This window comes from Nocardiopsis trehalosi NBRC 14201 (assembly GCF_001552555.1).
In the GTDB taxonomy this organism is placed as follows: domain Bacteria; phylum Actinomycetota; class Actinomycetes; order Streptosporangiales; family Streptosporangiaceae; genus Nocardiopsis_B; species Nocardiopsis_B trehalosi.
This window is the reverse complement of record NZ_BCRK01000067.1, coordinates 1-19,981: the sequence shown is the minus strand read 5'-3', so window position 1 is coordinate 19,981 and position 19,981 is coordinate 1. Positions and strand designations below refer to the sequence as shown.

Sequence of the window (19,981 nt, the reverse complement as noted above, 5' to 3'; positions counted from 1 at the left end):
CGGGCGGCGGTGCGCACCCTACCGGTGACCGGGCCGCCGCCCGGCGCGGCGCCCCGGTCACCGCGCGTCCTCCTCGGCGCGCCGCAGCGCGTCGGCGAGGACGGGGCCGACCACGGCGAGGCCGTCGGGGTCGAGCAGGGCGCCGTGCGCGGCGGGCACGTCGTGGCGGTCGACCCCGCCCGCGACGTGCCGCGCCCACCGCTCGGCGGCGTCGGCGGGCGCGCCCTCGGCGGCGAGCAGCACCGCGCGCCCGGGATAGGGCGGCCCGTCGGGGGCCGCGGCGAGCAGCCGTTCGGCGAGGGCGAGGTTGGCGGCGGACCGGTCCGGGCCGCCGGCGGCGCGCCCGGCCGCCGCGGCCCCCTCGGCGGCGGCGGTGGCGGCCGCCGGGTCGGCGAGGGCGTCCGCCGCGGCGCCGGGCGGCGCGGCGTCGAGCAGCGCGAGCACGCCGACGCGGGCCCCGTCGGCGGCGAGGAGGCGGGCCATGGCGTGCGCGACCGTGCCGCCGAACGACCACCCGGCCAGGTGGTAGGGGCCCTCGGGGCGGACCGCGCGGACGCGGTCGACGTAGGCGCGGGCCAGGTCCTCCAGCGAGGCGGGCGGCGGGGCGCCGGGGCCGGCGGCGGCCGCCAGGTCGGGCGACTCGACGCCGTAGATGGGGTGGTCGGCGCCGATGTGCCGGCGCAGCCGGACGAACGGCCAGCTCAGCCCGCCCGCGGGGTGGACGCAGAACAGCGGTGCGGCCGCGCCGCCCGCGCGCAGCGCCACCACCCCTGGCACGCCGGTGCCCCGGCCGGCGCCCTCCTCGCCGCGGTAGGCGAGGTGGGCGGCGAGGGCGGCGGGGGTGGGGGCGGCGAACAGTTCGGCGATGGCCACCGGGACGCCGGTCTCGGCCTCCACCCGGGAGCGCAGCCGCACCAGCAGCATGGAGTGCCCGCCCAGGTCGAAGAAGTCGTCGTCGGCGCCCACCGACGGCACCCCGATGACCTCGGCGAACACCTCGCACAGCACCGCCTCGGCGGCGTCGGCGGGCGCCCGCCCGGGGGCGGCCGCGGCCTCGGCCGGGTCGGGGACGGGCAGCGCCGACCGGTCGAGCTTGCCGTGCGCCGTCAGCGGGAGCGCGGGGATCGGCAGGAACACGGCGGGGACCATGTAGTCGGGCAGCAGCGCGGCGAGGTGGCCGCGCAGGACGGCCGGGTCGACGCCGCGGCCTTCGGCGGGCACCACGTAGCCGGCGATGCGCCGGTCCCCCGGGGCCGGCTCCCAGGTGTCGACGACGGCCTGGTCGACGTCGGGGTGGCGGCCCAGTGCGGCGGCGATCTCGCCGGGTTCGATCCGGAACCCGCGCACCTTGACCTGGTCGTCGGCGCGGCCGACGTAGTCGACGCTGCCGTCGGGCATGCGGCGCACCAGGTCGCCGGTGCGGTACATGCGGGCGCCGGGCGGGCCGGCCGGGTCGGCGACGAAGCGCTCGGCGGTCAGGGCGGGCCGCCCGAGGTAGCCCCGGGCCAGCCCGGCCCCGCCCAGGTACAGCTCGCCGACGACGCCGGGCGGCACCGGGCGCAGTCGGGCGTCGAGGACGTGGGCGCTGGTGTTGGCGGTGGGCCGGCCGATGACGGGGCGCTCGCTGTCGCGCACGTGGGCGGCGAGGGCGTCGACGGTGGTCTCGGTGGGCCCGTAGAGGTTGACGCAGGCCGTGCGGTCGAGTCCGCGCAGCCGCCGCCACAGGGTGGCGGGGACCGCCTCGCCGCCGACGCCCAGGGTCAGCGGGGTGCGGTCGGGGTCGTCGGCCAGCCCGGCGCGGAGCAGGTGCTGGGCGTGGGAGGGGGTCACCTCGATGAAGTCGATCCGCTCGGTGCGCAGGTAGTCGACGAGCAGCTTGGGGTCGTGCATCACCTCCTCGGTGACGACGTGCAGGGCGTGCCCGTCGAGCAGCCACAGCTGCGGCTGCCAGGAGGCGTCGAAGGCGAACGACCAGGAGTGGGCGACGCGCAGCCGGTCCCGCCCGGCCCGCTCCCGGGTCGGCCGGTACAGCGTCTCCCGGTGGCTGTGGAACAGGTTGACGACGCTGCGGTGGGCGACCACCACACCCTTGGGGCGGCCGGTGGACCCGGAGGTGTAGATGACGTAGGCGGGGTGGTCGGGGGTGAGCGGGGCGGTGCGGTCGGCGTCGGTGAGGTCGGTGCCGGGCCGGTCGGCGGCGGTGCCGGGGCCGAGGACGAGGACCGGCGCGGAGCCCAGGGCGGCGGCCCGCCCGGCCAGGTCGGGGGTGGCGACGGTGAGGACCGGGTCGGCGTCGCCGAGCATGTAGGCGACCCGGTCGTCGGGGTAGCCGGGGTCGATGGGCAGGTAGGCGCCGCCGGCCTTGAGGACGGCGAGCAGGGCGGTGACGGTGTCGGCGGAGCGGGGCAGCAGCAGGGCGGCGGTGGTCTCCGGGCCGACGCCCCGGGCCGCGAGGTCGCGGGCGAGCCGGTTGGCGCGGGCGTTGAGGTCGGCGAAGGTCCACCGCTCGCCGTCGCAGACGAGCGCGGTGGCGTCGGGGGCCTCGGCGGCGCGGCGCTCCAGCAGGGCGGGCAGGGTGGCGGGGGCGGCGGGCAGTGCGGGGCCGCGGGCGGCGGCGCCGACCGCGCGCTCCTCCTCGGGGGTGAGCAGGTCGACGCGGCCGATGCGCACGCCCGGGTCGGCGGTGACGGCCTCCAGCAGCCGGACCAGGCGGACGCCGATGTTGCGGACGGTGGCGGCGTCGAACAGGTCGGTGCTGTAGTCGATGGTGCAGCGCAGGTCCTGCGGCCCGGTGTCGCCGTCCTCCCCCGCGGGGTCGGCGAACTCCAGGGCCAGGTCGAACTTCGCGGTGGCCAGGCCGACCGGTTCGCGGCGCACCCGCAGCCCGGCCATGGCCAGGCGCGGCGGGGCGCCCCGCTGGTAGGCGAGCATCACCTGGAACAGCGGGTGGCGGGCCATGGACCGGACCGGGTTCAGCACCTCCACCAGACGTTCGAAGGGGATGTCGGAGTTCTCGTAGGCGGCGAGCCCGGCGTCGCGCACCCGCGCCAGCAGGTCGGTGAAGGCGGGGTCGCCGGAGGTGTCGGTGCGCAGCACGAGGGTGTTGACGAAGAAGCCGACGAGGTCGTCCAGCGCGGCGTCGTCGCGCCCGGCGACCGGGCTGCCGATGGGGATGTCGGTGCCGGCGCCGAGGCGGGTGAGCAGGGCGGCCACCGCGGCCTGGAGCACCATGAAGGTGCTGACGTCGTGGGCGCGGGCGAGCGCGCGCAGCCGGGCGTTGAGGTCGCGCGGGACGACGAGGCCGACGGCGGCGCCGCGGCCGCCGGCGACGGCCGGACGCGGCCGGTCGGTGGGCAGCGGCAGCTCCTCGGGCAGGCCGCGCAGCGCCTCCCGCCAGTGGGCGGCCTGGGCGTGCAGGACGCTGCCGGGGTCGTCCTCGGCGCCGAGGACGGCCCGCTGGTGCAGCCCGTGGTCGGCGTACTGGACCGGCAGCGGGGTCCAGGCGGGCGCGGTGCCGGCGGCGCGCGCGGTGTAGGCGGCGCGCGCGGTGTAGGCGGTGCCGAGGTCGCGCAGCAGGGGGCGGGCCGACCAGCCGTCGCCCGCGATGTGGTGCAGCAGCAGGAGCAGCACGTGCTCGTCGGTGCCGAGGCGGAACAGGCGGGCGCGCAGCGGGGGTTCGCGGTCGAGGTGGAACCCGCGTTCGGCGGCGGCAAGGAGCGCGGCGGCCAGCCCGGCCTCGGTCGTCGTGGTGACCGGCAGGTCGGGGCGGGCGTCCTCGGGCGCGAGGACGCGCTGGTAGGGGACGCCGTCGTCGTCGGGGAAGACGGTGCGCAGGGTCTCGTGGCGGGCGGTGAGGTCGGCCAGGGCGGCGGTGAGCGCCCCGGTGTCCAGCGGGCCGGTCAGCCGGGCGCAGAAGGGGATGGTGTAGGTGGCGGTGGGCCCGTCGAGCCGGTGCAGGAACCACATGCGCTGCTGGGCGTAGGACAGCGGGAGCCGGTCGGGGCGTTCGGCGGGGCGCAGGACGGGCCGGCGGCGGCCGGTCTCCAGCCGCTCCACCAGGCCGGCGACCGTGGGCGCGTCGAAGACGGTGCGCAGGGCGACCTCGCGGCCCAGGACGGCGCGGACCCGGGTGACGAGGCGGGTGGCGAGCAGCGAGTGCCCGCCCAGCGCGAAGAAGTCGTCGTCGATGCCGACCTCGGGCACGCCCAGGACCTCGGCGAACAGGTCGCACAGCAGTTGCTCGACGGGGTCGCGGGCGGGCCGCCCCTCGGGCAGCGCGGCGAGGTCGGGGGCGGGCAGGGCGGCGCGGTCGGTCTTGCCGTTGGGCAGGGTGGGCAGCGCGTCCAGCGGGACGACGGCGGCGGGCACCATCGCCGGGGGCAGCGCGGCGGCGAGGTGGCGGCGCAGCGCGCGCGGGTCGAGCACGGCGCCGGAGGCGGCGACGGCGTACCCGGCCAGGGAGGGGGTGCCGTCGGCGCCGCGGTGGACGGCGACCGCGGCGGCGGCGACGTCGGGGTGGCCGGCCAGGACGGCCTCGACCTCGCCGGGTTCGACGCGGAACCCGCGGATCTTCACCTGGTCGTCGGTGCGGCCGAGGAAGTCCAGGGCGCCCCCGGGGCCGCGGCGCACGAGGTCGCCGGTGCGGTACATGCGGGTGCCGGGCGGGCCGAACGGGTCGGCGGTGAAGCGCTCGGCGGTCAGGGCGGGCCGGCCGAGGTAGCCCCGGGCCAGCCCGGTCCCGGCGAGGTACAGCTCGCCGGGGGTGCCGTCGGGGACGGGCCGCAGCAGGCGGTCCAGGACGTAGGCGCGCAGCCCGGGGTCGGGGCGGCCGATGGGCGTCCGGTCGCCGGCGGCGTCGGGGTCGCAGGCGTGGAGGGTGGCGTTGACGGTGGCCTCGGTGGGGCCGTAGCAGTTGAACATGGGGCCGCGCCGGGCGAACCGGCGGACCAGGGCGGCGGGGACCGCCTCGGTCCCGGCGAGCACGGTCATGCCCTCGGGCACGTCGGCGTCCTCGGGCAGCGCCGACAGCAGGGCGGGCGGCAGCGCGGCGTGGGTGACGCCGTGCGCGCGCAGGTAGTCGGTGAGCGGCGGGCCGGGCACCCGGCGGTCGGCGGGGACGACCACCAGGCGGTCCCCGCACAGCAGGCCCATGACGGTCTCCCAGAACGCGACGTCGAAGCTGGGCGAACCGAACTGGGCGACGCGGCTGCCGGGGCCCACCCCGACGCGGTCGGCGGCGGTGGCGACGAGCCGGCTCACGCCCTCGTGGGTGACGACGACCCCTTTGGGCAGCCCCGTCGACCCCGAGGTGTAGATGACGTAGGCGGCGGTGGCCGGGGTGAGCGGGGCGGTGCGGTCGGCGTCGGTGGGGGCGTCGGCGCGGCCGCGCGCCAGGGCGGCGGCCGTGGCCGGGTCGTCGGGCAGCAGCTGCGGGACGTCGGCCAGGGCGGCGACGCGGTCGGCCAGGTCGGGGGTGGTGACGACGCACGCGGGGCGGGCGTCGGCGAGCATGTGGGCGAGCCGGTCGTCGGGGTAGTCGGGGTCGAGCGCCAGGTAGGCGGCGCCGGACTTGAGGACGGCGACGAGGGTGATGATGAGCTGCGGCGACCGGGGGGCGGCGACCGCGACCACGGTCTCGGGGCCGGCCCCTCGGGCGATGAGGGCGTGCGCGAGCCGGTTGGCGCGCTCCTCGACCTCGGCGGCGGTGAACGCGGTGCCGTCGCCGGCGAGCAGGGTGGCGCCGGGGTCGGCGGCGGTGCGGCGCTCCAGCAGGGCGGGGAAGGTGGTGTGCTCGGCGGCCGCCGCGTCGGCGGGGGTGGTCCCGGGGGCGGTGAGGCGGCGCGCCTCGCCGGGGTCGAGCAGCGGGAGCCGGGCGACGGGGGTGGCGGGGTCGGCGGCGATGTGCTCCAGCAGGCGGACCAGGTGCGCGGCGATCCGGTCGACGCGGGCGGCGTCGACGAGGTCGGGGCGGTGGCCGAAGCGGAGCCGCAGCCCGTCCCCGCCGGGGCCGCGCGTGGGGACGGCGGCGAGCGACAGCGGGTAGTGGGTGGCGTCGGCGGAGGAGCGCACGCGGGCGCTGAGCCCGGGGGCGTCGGCGGCGGGGTCGCCGCCGCCCGGGTAGTTCTCGAACACCATCAGGGTGTCGAACAGGTCGGCGGTGCCGGCGGCGCGCTGGATGTCGGCGAGACCGAGGTGGGTGTGGTCGAGCAGCCGGGCCTGCTCGGCCTGGAGGCGGGTGAGCAGGGCGGCGGCGGTCTCGGCGGGCCGGGCGGTGACGCGCACCGGCACGGTGTTGATGAACAGGCCGAGCATCTCCTCGGCCCCGGGCAGTTCGGGCGGGCGGCCGGAGACGGTGGTGCCGAACACGACGTCGTCGCGGTCGAGCAGGCCGCCGAGGAGCAGCCCCCAGGCCGCCTGGAGCACGGTGTTGAGGGTGACGCCCGTGGTCCGGGCGGTGGCGGTGAGGGCGGCGGCCAGACCGGGCGGCAGGTCGCGCTCGGTGGTGCGCGGGACCTGGGCGTCGGCGGCGCCGGGCGCGGCGGGCCCGGTCAGCCGGGTGGGGCCGTCGAGCCCGGCCAGGGCGGTGCGCCAGGCGGCCTCGGCGGCGGCGCGGTCGCGGCGCGCCAGCCGGGCGAGGTGGTCGCGGTAGGGGGTGGGCCGGGGCAGCGGGGCGCCGTCGGCGGCGTAGAGGCGGAACAGGTCGCGGACGAGCAGCGGCAGCGACCAGCCGTCGAGCAGGATGTGGTGGTGGGTGAGGACGAGGGCGTGCCGGTCGGCGCCCAGCCGGGCGAGGACGAACCGGAGCAGCGGGGGGTGGGCGAGGTCGAACCGGGTGGCGCGCTCGCGCTCGCCCAGGTCGGCCAGTGCGGCGTCGGGGTCGGCGGCCCCGGCCAGGTCGGCGGTGGTCCAGGCGGCGGGCACGGTGCGGCCGACGAGGGCGGCCGGCCGGCCGTCGCGGCGGCGCCGGAAGGCGGCGCGCAGCTGCGGGTGGCGCCGCAGCAGCGCGTCGGCGGCGGCGTGCAGCCGGTCGGGGTCGAGCGGGCCGGCCACGTCGACGGCGACCTGGACGGTGTAGGCGTCGGGCCCGGTGCCGGCGAGCTGGCTCTGGAACAGCAGCCCTTCCTGGAGGGGCGACAGCGGCAGGATGTCCTCCAGGCCGGATGCGTTGCTCACGTGAGCCTCCACTCTGCTTCGAATGCGTCGATCTCGTCCTGGTCCAGTCCGCTGAGGGTCAGGTCCGAGGGGGTGTGTCCGCCGGCGGCGGGGTCGGCGGCGTGGTCGGCCAGGCCGCGCAGCTGGTCGAACCAGCCCTGGGCGAGGGCGCGGACCTCGGCCGCGTCGAGCAGCCGGGCCGGCCACGCCCAGGTGGCGGTGAGGACGGGGCCGCCGGGCCCGTCGTGGGTGAGGGCGTTGACCTCCAGCGTGTGCCGCACGGGCAGGCCGGGGTCGACGCCGGGGGGCACGTCGCCGGTCTCGGCGGCCACCCCCCACGCCTCGGTCTCGGGGGCGACGGCGGTGCGGCCGAGGTAGTTGAACAGCACGGGGGCGTCGGGGCCGGGGTCGCCCTCGGGGGTGAGGTGGCGCAGCAGGCCGTGGCCGAGCGGGGACCCGGGGCGGGCCCGCACCTGCTCCTTGACGCGCTTGACCGCCTCCCCGGCCGCGGCGGCCCCGGCGCGGGCGGCGGCCGGGTCGACCCCGGCGACGTCGAGCCGTACCGGGTGGACGGCGGTGAACCAGCCGACGGTCTCCGAGAGGTCGGTGCCGGGGAGCAGGGCGGTGTCGCGGCCGTGGCCCTCCAGGTCGACCCGGACCGGGGCGTCCGGGCGGCCGCCGCGCCGGGTCCGCCATTCGGCGAGGGCGAGGGCGAGGGCGGCGAGCAGGGCGTCGTCGACCCCGGCGTGGTACAGGTCGGGGACCCGGGTGAGCAGCGGGGCGGTGTGCTCGGCGGGCAGTTCCAGGGTGAGGCGCCGCAGGGTGCCGGCGGTGTCGGCGGCCGGGTCGGGCACCGGGACGGCCGGGTCGGGGGCGCCGGCGGTGACGGCCCGCCAGGCGGCGTGCTCGGCGGCGCGTTCGGCCGCCCGGCCGGGGTCGGCGGCGTGCCGGTGCAGCAGCCGGGCCCACCGGGCGAAGGACGTGGGCGGCGGCGCGGTCGCGGGGGCGCGGCCGGCGGCGAGCGCGGCCCAGGCGGCGGCGAGGTCGGCGCGGAGCACTCCCCAGGAGACCCCGTCCACGGCGAGGTGGTGGACGACGAGGAGCAGCCGGCCGGCCCGGTCGGGGCCGCGGTCGAACCAGGCGCCGCGGACCAGGGCGCCGGCCTCGGGGTCGAGGGCGTCCTGGGCGGCGCGGGCCTCGGCGGCGACGGCGCCGCGCAGGCCGTCGGCGTCGAGCCCGGCGGCGTCGCGGCGGCGCAGCACGTCGGCGGCCGCGACCGCGCCGGGCGGGGCGGCGGACAGCCGCCAGGTGCCGCCGCCGGTGTGCAGGCGGGCGCGGAGCAGGTCGTGGCGGTCGAGGACGGCCTGGAGCGCGGCGGCGACGCGGTCGGCGTCGGCGCCGGGCGGGGTGTGCACCACGGTGGCCTGGCTGAACCGGCGGATGGGGCCGCCGCGCTCCCGCAGCCAGAGCATGACGGGGGTGGGCGGGATGTCGGCGGGGTCGTCCAGGCCGTCGTCGGCGGCGGCGCCGGGGGTGGGGGCGTCGTCGGCGGGACGGGCGGCGAGGGCGAGCCGTTCGGGGGTCTGCTCGGTGAAGACGTCGGCGGGGGTGAGCAGCAGGCCGCCGGCGCGGGCGCGGGAGACGAGGCGGATGGCGAGGATGCTGTCGCCGCCGAGGGCGAAGAAGCGGTCGTCGGCGGCGACCTCGGGGACCCGCAGCAGGTCGCGGAACAGGTCGGCGAGCAGGGTCTCGGTGGGCCCGGCGGGGGCCCGGCCGGCGCCGGCGGGCGCGGTGGGCGCGGGGTCGGGCAGGGCGGCACGGTCGAGCTTGCCGTTGGGCGACAGCGGCAGCGCGGGCAGCTCCACCAGGGCGTCGGGCACCATGTGGTCGGGCAGCCGGTCGGCGGCGGCGCGCAGCACCGTGCCGGTGTCGAGCGGGGCGGCGCCGGGGGCGGCGACGGCGTAGCCGACGAGGCGGTGGCCGCCCGAGGGGGCGGGGCGGGCGGCGGCGGCAGCGGCGGCGACGCCGGGGTGGGCGGCGAGCACGGCCTCGACCTCGCCGAGTTCGATGCGCAGGCCGCGGATCTTCACCTGGAAGTCGGTGCGGCCCAGGTACTCCAGTTCGCCGTCGCGGGTCCAGCGCACCAGGTCGCCGGTGCGGTACATGCGGGTGCCGGGCGGGCCGTAGGGGTCGGCGGTGAACCGCTCGGCGGTGAGGTCGGGGCGGTGCACGTAGCAGCGGGCGAGCTGGACGCCGGTCAGGTAGAGCTCGCCGGGCACCCCGGACGGCACCGGCCGGAGGCGGGCGTCGAGCACCCGCACCCCGGTGTTCCACACCGGGCGGCCGAGGGGGACGGTGGCGCCGGGCGCCGGGCGCAGCGCGTCGCGGGCGGTGACGTCGACCGCGGCCTCGGTGGGGCCGTACAGGTTGTGCAGCTCCACGCCCGGCAGCACGTCGCGGAACCGGGCGGCGGTGTCGGCGCCCAGGGCCTCCCCGGAGGCGAGCACCCGGCGCAGCCCGGTGCAGCGGGCGGCGTCGGGGTGCTCCAGGAACGCGCGGAGCATGGACGGCACGAAGTGCAGGACGGTGGCGCCGTGCCCGGTGACCAGCCCGGCGAGGTGGGCGGGGTCGCGGTGCCCGCCGGGGTCGGCCACGATCAGCGCCGCTCCGGCGGCGAAGGGCCAGAAGAACTCCCACACCGACACGTCGAAGGAGGCGGGGGTCTTCTGCACCACCCGGTCGGCGGCGGTGAGCGGGTAGGCGTCCTGCGTCCAGGCGATCCGGTTGACGATGGCGCGGTGGCTGACCAGCACGCCCTTGGGGCGGCCGGTGGAGCCCGAGGTGAAGATCGCGTACGCGGGGTGGTCGGGGCGCAGCGGCGCGGTCCGGTCGGCGTCGGTGACCGGGCCGGGGTCGCGGCGCTCGGCGGACGCGGCCGCCGCCCCGGTGTCGACGCGCAGCCGCGCCGCCCCGCCGGGCACGTCGGGCACCGCGGCGTCGGTGGCGGCGTCCACGAGGACGGCGGCGGGCCGGGCGTCGGCGAGCACGCCGGCGGTGCGCTCGGCGGGGTGCTCGGGGTCGACGGGCAGGTAGGCGGCGCCGGCGCGCACCACGGCGTGCAGCGCCACCACCAGGTCGGCCGAGCGGGTGAGGGCGACCGCGACCACGGTCTCGGGCCCGGCGCCGCGGGCGATGAGCTCGCGGGCCCACCGGTTCACCCGGGCGTCGAACGCGGCCCGGTCCAGGACCGTCCCGGCGGCGAGCAGCGCCGGAGCGCCGGCGTCGGCGGGGGCGGCGTCGAGCAGGTCGGGCAGGGTGCGGGGGGCGACGGCGCGGCGCGCGCCGGTGGCGGCCGCGGCCAGCCGGCCGCGTTCGGCGGCGGAGCGCAGGTCGAGGTCGGCGACGGGGCGTTCGGGGTGGGCGGTGCCCGCGGCGAGCAGCCGCAGCAGCCGGTCGGCCAGCTCCGCCGCTGTGGCGGGGTCGAACCGGTCGGCGGCGTAGCGGACGGTGAGGTCGGCGGCCGCCGCGCCCGGGGTCTCGACGTACTCGAACTCCAGGTCGAAGCGGGCGGTGCGCAGCGCGCCGTCGTCCACCTCGGCGTCGGCGCCGAGGACGGTGCCGGCCCGGTCGGGCCGGGTCTGGTGGGTGACCATGGTCTGGAACAGCGGGTTGCGCCCGGCCGCGCGGGGCGGGTTGACCGCCTCGACCACGCGGTCGAAGGGCAGGTCGGCGTGGGCGAACGCGGACAGGGCGGTGGTGCGGGCCCGGTCGACGACGTCGCCGAACGCCGGGGTGCCCGACAGGTCGGTGCGCAGCACGAGGGTGGTGAGGTACATGCCGACGGCGTCGTGCAGGGCCGCGTCGGTGCGGGTGGTGGCGGGGGTGCCCAGGGGGATGTCGTCGCCGCCGCCCATGCGGTGCAGCAGGGCGGCCACCGCCGCCTGGACCACCATGAAGGGGGTGGCGCCGCGGGCGCGGGCGAGGTCGGCGACGGCGCGCGCGAGGTCGGCGGGCACCCGGACGCGGGCGGTGCCGCCCGCGTCGCCGCGCTCCGGCGGGCGGGGCCGGTCGGCGGGCAGCGGTATCTCCTCGGGCAGCCCGCGCAGCGCCTCGGCCCAGTAGTCCCGCTGCCGGGCGGCCCGGGAGTCGGGGTCGTCGGCGGAGCCGAGCAGGTCGCGCTGCCACAGCGCGTAGTCGGCGTAGCGCGGCGCCGGGGCCGGCCAGGCGGGCGCCCGGCCCGCCCGCCGGGCGGCGTAGGCGGTGTCGAGGTCGGTCAGGAGGGGGGCCTGGGACCACTCGTCCACGGCGATGTGGTGGAACAGCAGGAGCAGCAGGTGGGTGTCGGGGCCGGTGCGCAGCAGGGTCGCGCGGAACGGGGGTTCGGCGGCGAGGTCGAACGGGCGGCGGACGCGGGCGTCGACCAGGGCGTCGGCGTCGCCGCCGGCGGCGTCGACGGTCTCCAGGGCGGGCGCGTCGTCCACCGGGAGGACGCGCTGCTCGGGGGTGCCGCCGGGGTCGGGGTGGACGGTGCGCAGCACGTCGTGGCGCGCGGCGAGGTCGCGGACGGCGGCGGCGAGGGCGCGGGCGTCCACGGCGCCGCGCAGCCGCAGCAGCCACGGCACGTTGTAGGCGGCGGCCGCGCCGGGCAGCCGGGCGGCCGCCCACATGCCGCGCTGGGCGGCGGACAGCGGGACGGGGCCGCGGTGGTCGCGGGCGGCGCCGGGGCGCAGCGGGGGGCGGTCGCCGGCGGCGCCGGCCAGGCGGGCGGCGAGCGCGGCGGGGGTGGGCGCCGCGAAGAGGTCGGGGACCCCGACGTCGGCGCCGAGGCGGGCGCGCAGGGCGTTGGCGGCGCGGGCGGCGGCCAGCGAGTTGCCGCCCAGGGCGAAGAAGTCGTCGTCGGCGCCGATGTCCGGGGCGCCCAGGAGGTCGGCGAACACGTCGGCGACGAGGCGTTCGCGGGGGCCGTCGGGGGCGCGGCCGCCGCCCGGCGCGGGGCGGTCGGGGGCGGGCAGGGCGGCGCGGTCGAGCTTGCCGTTGGGCGACAGCGGGAGCGTGGGCAGCTCGACCAGGGCGTCGGGCACCAGGTGGGCGGGCAGCCGCTCGGCGAGGTGGGCGCGCAGGGCGGCGGTGTCCAGGGGGGCGGCGCCGTCGCGCGCCACCGCGTAGCCGACCAGGCGGGGGTCGGCGGGGCCGCCGTCGGCGCGGGCGAGGACGGCGGCGGCGCGCACGCCGGGGTGGGCGGCCAGGGCGGCCTCGACCTCGCCGGGTTCGATGCGCACGCCGCGGATCTTCACCTGGTGGTCGGTGCGGCCGAGGTACTCCAGTTCGCCGTCGCGGGTCCAGCGGGCGAGGTCGCCGGTGCGGTACATGCGCGTCCCCACCGGTCCGTGCGGGTCGGCGGTGAACCGCTCGGCGGTGAGGTCGGGGCGGCCGGTGTAGCAGCGGGCGAGCTGGACGCCGGTCAGGTACAGCTCGCCGGGCACCCCGGGCGGCACCGGGCGCAGCCGGGCGTCGAGCACCCGCACCCCGGTGTTCCACACCGGGCGGCCGATGGGCACGCCGGGCCCGGGGGCCGGGGCGGCGGCGTCGCGGGCGGTGACGTCGACCGCGGCCTCGGTGGGGCCGTACAGGTTGTGCAGCTCCACGCCCGGCAGCAGGTCGCGGAACCGGGCGGCGGTGTCGGCGCCGAGTTCCTCGCCGGAGGCGAGCACCCGGCGCAGCCCGGTGCAGCGGGCGGCGTCGGGGTGGTCCAGGAACACGCGGAGCATCGACGGCACGAAGTGGCAGACGGTGGCCCGGTGGCGGCGCAGCAGCCCGGCGAGGTAGCCGGGGTCGCGGTGCCCGCCGGGCGCGGCGACGACGAGGGCGGCGCCGGCCGTGAAGGGCCAGAAGAACTCCCACACCGACACGTCGAACGACGCCGGGGTCTTCTGCACCACCCGGTCGGCGGCGGTGAGCGGGTAGGCGTCCTGCGTCCACCGCAGCCGGTTGGCGATGGCGCGGTGGGTGACCACCACGCCCTTGGGGCGGCCGGTGGAGCCCGAGGTGAAGATCGTGTAGGCCGGGTGGTCGGGGTGCAGCGGGCGGGTGCGCTCCTCGGGCCGGACGGGTCCGGCGGGCAGGCCGGCCAGGTGCGCCCGCACGTCGGGGTCGTCCAGGACCACGCGTTCGGGTGCGTCGGCGGGCAGGGCCGCCGCCGTCGCGCGGTCGGTGAGCACGCACACCGGGTCGGCGTCGCCGAGCAGCACGGCGGCGCGCTCGGCCGGCAGGTCGGGGTCGACGGGCAGGTAGGCGGCGCCGGCCCGCACCACGGCGTGCAGCGCGACCACCAGGTCGGCCGAGCGCGGCAGGGCGACCGCCACCACGGCCTCGGGCCCGGCGCCGCGGGCGATGAGCGCGCGGGCGAGCCGGTCGGCGCGGGCGTCGAACGCGGCGTAGGACACCTCGGCGCCGTCCAGCAGCAGCGCCGGGGCGCCGGGGTCGGCGCGCGGACCGGCGGTGAGGTCGGCCAGGGTGGTGTCGGGCAGCGGGCGGGCGGTGGCGTTCCACCCGCGCAGCAGGGCCTCGTGCTCGCCGGGCAGCAGCGGGTCGAGGGCGCTCACCGGCCGGTCGGGGTCGGCGAGGGCGGCGGTGAGCAGCCGCACCAGGCGGCGGCCGAGGGCGTCGGCCGTCGCCGGGTCGAACCGGTCGGCGGCGAAGCGGATGGCGCCGTCCAGGCCGGGCGCGCCGGGCCGTTCGACGAAAGCGACCTCCAGGTCGAACCGGGCGCCCTCCGGCACCTCGTCCACGAGCCGGGTGTCGAGCCCGTCGAGGCCGCCGCCGAGGTCGGGGCGGGTCTGGTGGGAGACCAGGGTCTGGAACAGGGGGTGGCGGCCGCGCGAGCGGGCCGGGTTCACGGCGTCCACGACGGCGTCGAAGGGCAGGTCGGCGTGGGCGAACGCGGCGAGGTCGGCCGCGCGCACGCGGCCCAGCAGCTCGCGGAAGGCGGGGTCGCCGGACAGGTCGGTGCGCAGCACGAGGGTGTTGAGGTACATGCCGACGGCGTCGTGCAGCGCCTCGTCGGTGCGGGTGGTCACCGGGGTGCCCAGGGGGATGTCGTCGCCGCCGCCCATGCGTTGCAGCAGAACGGCGACGGCGGTGCGCAGCACCAGGAACCGGGTGGTGCCGGTGGCCTCGGCGAGGTCGGCGGCGGCGCGGCGCAGCTCCTCGGGCACGGCGAAGTGGACGACGCCGCCCGCGGTGCCGAGGACGGCGGGGCGGGGCCGGTCGGCGGGCAGCAGGATCTCCTCGGGCAGCCCGCGCAGCGCCTCGGCCCAGAACGCCCGCTGGCGGGCGGCCCGGGAGTCGGGGTCGTCGGCGGAGCCGAGCAGGTCGCGCTGCCACAGGGCGTAGTCGGCGTAGCGCGGCGCCGGGGCCGGCCAGTCGGGCGCCCGGCCCGCCCGCCGGGCGGCGTAGGCGGCGCGCAGGTCGTCCAGCAGCGGCTGCTGGGACCACTCGTCGGCGGCGGCGTGGTGCAGCACGATGACCAGCACGTGCGCGTCGGGGCCGTCGGGCACGAGGGTGTAGCGGACGGGCAGGTCGGCGGCCAGGTCGAACGGGGCGCGGGCGGCGCGGCGCACGCGTTCGGCGGCCGGGCGGGGGTCGGCGTCGACGGCGAGCAGGCGCGCGGGCAGGTCGGCGGGGGCGACGGTGCGCTGCTCGGGTTCGCCCCCGGTCTCGGCCAGGACGGTCCGCAGCGCGTCGTGGCGCGCGGTGACGTCGCGCACGGCGGCGGCGAGGGCGTCCCGGTCGAGCGGGCCGGTGAGCCGCAGGGTCCACGGCACGTTGTAGGCGGTGGAGCCGGGGTCCATGCGCTGCACCAGCCAGAGCCGCCGCTGCTCGGCCGACGCCGGGACGCGGTCCGGCAGCGGGCCGCCGGGGGTGAGGGCGGGCCGGGCGGCGCGCCCGGCCGCGCCGATCCGGGCGGCCAGCGCCGCCGGGGTCGGCGCCTCGAACAGGTCGCGCACGCCCGTGTCGACCCCGAGCAGGGCGCGGATCCGGTTGGCGGCGCGGGCGGCGGCCAGCGAGTGGCCGCCCAGGGCGAAGAAGTCGTCGTCCACCCCGGCCTCGGGCACGCCCAGCACCTCGGCGAACACGGCGCACACCGCTGCCTCGGCGGCGTCGCGGGGGGCGCGGGCGGCCGGCGCCGCGAACTCGGGCGCGGGCAGGGCGGCGCGGTCGACCTTGCGGTTGGCGGTGAGCGGGAACTCCGGCAGCTCCACGAAGGCCGACGGCACCATGTAGTCGGGCAGCCGCTCGGCGAGGTGGGCGCGCAGGGCGGCGGTGTCCAGCGGGGCGGCGCCGTCGCGCGGCACCACGTAGCCGACCAGGCGGGGGGTGCCGGCCGGGTCCGGGTGGGCGGCGGCGACCGCGCCGGCCACCCCGTCGGCGGCGGCCAGGGCGGCCTCCACCTCCCCGGGTTCGATGCGGAACCCGCGCACCTTGACCTGGTGGTCGGTGCGGCCGAGGAACACGAGCGCGCCGTCGGCGGTGCGCCGGGCGAGGTCGCCGGTGCGGTACATGCGCGACCCCGCCGGGCCGTAGGGGTCGGCGGTGAACCGCTCGGCGGTCAGCGCCGCCCGGCCGCTGTAGCCCCGGGCCAGCCCCTCCCCCGCGATGTAGAGGTCGCCGGGGACGCCCGGCGGCACCGGGCGCAGCGCGGCGTCCAGGACGTGCACGCGGGTGTTGGCGATGGGCGCGCCGATGGTGACCGGGGCGCCGGTTGTGACGAGGGCGGCCGTGGACCAGATCGTCGTCTCGGTGGGACCGTACAGGTTGGTCGTCTCGGCGCAGCGGGCGGCCATCCGCGCGGCCAGGGCGGGCGGCAGCGCCTCGCCGCCGACCAGCGCGCGCAGCCCGTCCAGGGCGTCGGGGCGCTCCTCGGCGAGCGCGGCCCACAGCGACGGGGTCGCCTGCATGGCGGTGGCGCCCTCGGCGGCCAGCAGCCGGGCCAGCGCGGCCGGGTCGCGCACGTCGTCGCGGTCGGCCAGCAGCACGGTGGCCCCGGCCATCAGCGGCAGGTACAGCTCCAGGGCGGCGATGTCGAACCCGACCGTGGTGACGGCCGCCCACACGTCGCCGGGCGCGAGTGGGAACCGGTCGGCCATGTCGGTGAGGAAGTTGAGCAGCGCCCCGTGGGACACCACCACCCCCTTGGGCCGGCCGGTGGAGCCGGAGGTGTAGAGGTGGTAGGCGGCGGTGGCGGGGTCGACGGGGGTGCGGACCGGCCCGGCGGCCGCGTGGGCGTCGACGGCGGCGGCGGTGGCCGGGTCGTCCAGCCGCAGCAGCGGCAGCCCGGCCGGGAGGCGGTCGCCGGCGCCGCGCGCGGTGACGGCGAGCGCGGCGGCGGAGTCGGCGCACATGGCGGCGATGCGCTCGGCCGGGAAGTCCGGGTCGATCGGCAGGTAGGCGGCGCCGACGCGGCCGGCGGCGAGCAGCGCGGCCACCAGGTCGGCGGTACGGGGCAGGGCGACGGCGACCACGGTCTCCGGCCCGGCGCCGCGCGCCCGCAGCGCGTGCGCGATGCGGTCGGCGCGGGCGTCCAGCTCGGCGTAGGTGGTGGCGGTGCCCCCGGCGCGCACGGCCACCGCGTCGGGCCGGGCGGCGGCGGTGGCCGCGATCCGGTCGGGCAGGGCGGGCCCGGGGACGGGCGTCGGGGTGCGGGCGCCGACCAGGGCCCGGCGCTCGGCGTCGGTGAGGACCTCGATGTCGCCGATGGGCAGGTCCGGGGCGACGAGCAGCGACACGAGGACCTGGTGCAGCCGGGCCGCGAGCCCTTCGGCGGTGGAGCGGTCGAACCGGGCGGTGGCGTAGCGCAGCGCGCCGGCCAGCCCGTCGGTCCCGGGCCGCTCGGTGAAGGTGAACTCCAGGTCGGTCTTCGCGGTGGCGACGTCGACGGGGTGGATCGCGGAGTCGGTGCCCAGCAGGCCGGCGCGGTCGGGGTCGCGCTGGTAGGTGAGCATCACCTGGAACAGCGGGTGGCGGCCCAGGCTCCGGTCGGGCTGGGTCTCCTGCACGACCCGGTCGAACGGCACGTCGGCGTGGGCGAACGCGGCGACGTCGGCGGCCCGCACCCGGGCCAGCAGCTCCCGGCCGGTGGGGTCGCCGGACAGGTCGGTGCGCAGCGCGAGCATGTTGAGGAACATGCCGACGGCGTCGTGCAGGCGGGCGTCGTCGCGGTTGGTGACCGGGGTGCCGACGGCGATGTCGTCGCCGCCGCCCATGCGGTGCAGCAGGACGGCGACGGCGGTGCGCAGCACCATGAAGACGGTGGCGCCGTGGGCGTCGGCGGCGCGCCGCAGCGCGTCGGTCGTGGCGCCGTCGAGGTGGAGGGGGACGGTGGCGCCGTGCCCGTCGGCGACGGCGGCGCGGGGCCGGTCGGCGGGCAGCGGGGTCTCGGCGGGCAGCCCGGCGAGGGCCTCCCGCCAGAAGGCGAGGCCGCGGCCGAGCGGCCCGGCGGGGTCGTCGGCGCCGCCCAGCCAGGCGCGCTGCCACACGGCGAAGTCGGCGTACTCGACGTCGAGCGGCGGCCAGTCGGGGGCGCGGCCGGCGCGGCGGGCGGCGTAGGCGGTGTCGAGGTCGCGGGTGAACGGCGCCTCGGACCACTCGTCGGTCGCGATGTGGTGGAAGGCGAGGACCAGGACGGCGTCGTCGGGGGCGAGCCGGAGCAGGGCGGCCCGCATCGGCACGTCGGCGCGCACGTCGAACGGGGTGTGCAGCACGCGGGCGACGTGCGCGTCGAGGTCGGCGGGCGCGGTGTCGCGGACCTCCAGCAGGTCGCCGACCGCGTCGGCGGGCAGCGCGCGCTGGTGGGGGCCGTCGGCGTCCTCGGCGTAGACGGTGCGCAGCACGGCGTGCCGGGCGGCGACGTCGCGCAGCGCGTCGGCCAGGGCGCCGGGGTCGACGGCGCCGCGCAGCCGGAACGCGACCGGCACGGTGTAGGTGGCGGCGGGGCCGTGCAGCCGCTCCAGGAACCAGAGCCGCTCCTGGGCGTAGGACAGCGGCGTCCGGTCGGCCTCGGGGCGGCGGGTCAGCGGCGGCCGGGCCGGGGGCCGGCCGGCCAGCAGCGAGGCGAGCCCGGCCGCGGTGGGCGCGTCGAACAGGTCGCGCAGCCGCGCCTCCACGCCGAGTTCGGCGCGGACCCGGTTGGCCACCCGGGTGGCGAGCAGGGAGTGGCCGCCGAACGCGAAGAAGTCGTCGTCGACGCCGACGCGGGGCAGGCCGAGGACGTCGGCGAGGATCGCGCACAGGCGCTCCTCCACCGCGTCGCGGGGCGCCCCCGCTCCGGCGGCGGCGGCGAACCCGGGGGCGGGCAGGGCGGCGCGGTCGATCTTGCGGTTGGCGGTGAGCGGCAGTTCGGGGAGCGGCAGCAGCGCGGCGGGCACCATGTAGTCGGGCAGCCGCTCGGCGAGGTGCGCGCGCAGCTCGGCGGGGTCGGGGTCGGCGCCGCGGGCGGGCACGACGTAGCCGGCGAGCAGCACCCGGCCGGGGGTGTCCTCGCGGGCGGTGACGACGGCCTGGGCGACGTCGGGGCGGGCGGTGAGGACGGCCTCGATCTCGCCGGGTTCGATGCGGAACCCGCGCACCTTGACCTGGTGGTCGGTGCGGCCGAGGAAGTCGAGGGTGCCGTCGGGGGCCCACCGGGCGAGGTCGCCGGTGCGGTACATCCGGGTGCCGGGCGGGCCGTAGGGGTCGGCGGTGAACCGCTCGGCGGTGAGGGCGGCGCGGCCGTTGTAGCCGCGGGCCAGCCCCTCCCCCGCGATGTAGAGGTCGCCCGCGACGCCGTCGGGGACGGGGCGCAGCGCGGCGTCCAGGACGTGCACGCGGGTGTTGGCGATGGGCGCGCCGATGGTGACCGGGGCGTCCGCGGTGACGGGCGCCGCGGTGGACCAGATCGTCGTCTCGGTGGGGCCGTACAGGTTGGTGGTCGCGGCGCAGCGCTCGGCGAGCCGGGCGGCGAGGTCGGGCGGCAGCGCCTCACCGCCGACCAGCGCGCGCAGCCCGTCCAGGGCGTCGGGGCGCTCCTCTGCCAGGGCCCGCCACAGGGTGGGGGTGGCCTGCATGGCGGTGGCGCCCTCGGCGGCCAGCAGCCGGGCCAGCGCGGCCGGGTCGCGCGCGTCGTCGCGCCCGGCCAGCAGCACGGTGGCCCCGGCCATCAGCGGCAGGTAGACCTCCAGGGCGGAGATGTCGAACCCGACGGTGGTGACCGCCGCCCACACGTCGCCGGGCGCGAGCGGGAACCGCTCGGCCATGTCGCCGAGGAAGTTGAGCAGCGCCCCGTGGGAGACCACCACGCCCTTGGGCCGGCCGGTGGAGCCGGAGGTGTAGAGGATGTAGGCGGCCTGGTCGGGGCGGGGGCGCGGCGCGGGCGGCGCGGCGGGGGCGGCATCGGGGGCGTCGGGGGCGTCGACCAGCAGCCGGGGCGGCCCTTCGGGCAGGCCGGGGGCGAGCGCGACGGTGGTGGTGAGCAGCACGGCCCCGGAGTCGGCGAGCATGTGCGCGACGCGCTCGGCCGGGAAGTCCGGGTCGATCGGCAGGTAGGCGGCGCCGCACCGGTCGGCGGCGAGCAGCGCGGCCACCAGGTCGGCGGTACGGGGCAGGGCGACGGCGACCACGGTCTCCGGCCCGGCGCCGGCGGCCCGCATGCGCGCGGCGAGGGCGTCGGCGCGGTCGGCCAGTCCGGCGTAGGTGGTGGCGGTGCCCCCGGCGCGGACGGCCACCGCGTCGGGCCGGGCGGCCGCCGCGGCGGCGATGAGCGCGCCGACGGAGCCGGTGGGCGGGGTCCGGTCGG

2 protein-coding genes are annotated in these 19,981 nt (G+C 79.5%); both read right to left on the bottom strand.

The window, feature by feature from the left end; genetic code table 11:
• Positions 1–57: 57 nt before the first annotated feature.
• On the bottom strand, positions 58–7,173 hold the full coding sequence (locus tag NT8_RS13915) for a non-ribosomal peptide synthetase (protein ID WP_067968869.1): 7,116 nt from the start codon (positions 7,171–7,173) through the stop codon (positions 58–60).
• Entirely contained in the window at positions 7,170–19,943 is a 12,774-nt protein-coding gene (locus NT8_RS13910; RefSeq protein ID WP_281203447.1) for a non-ribosomal peptide synthetase, read from the bottom strand. The genes NT8_RS13915 and NT8_RS13910 overlap by 4 nt, the downstream gene beginning before the upstream one ends.
• Between the last annotated feature and the right edge of the window lie 38 nt (positions 19,944–19,981).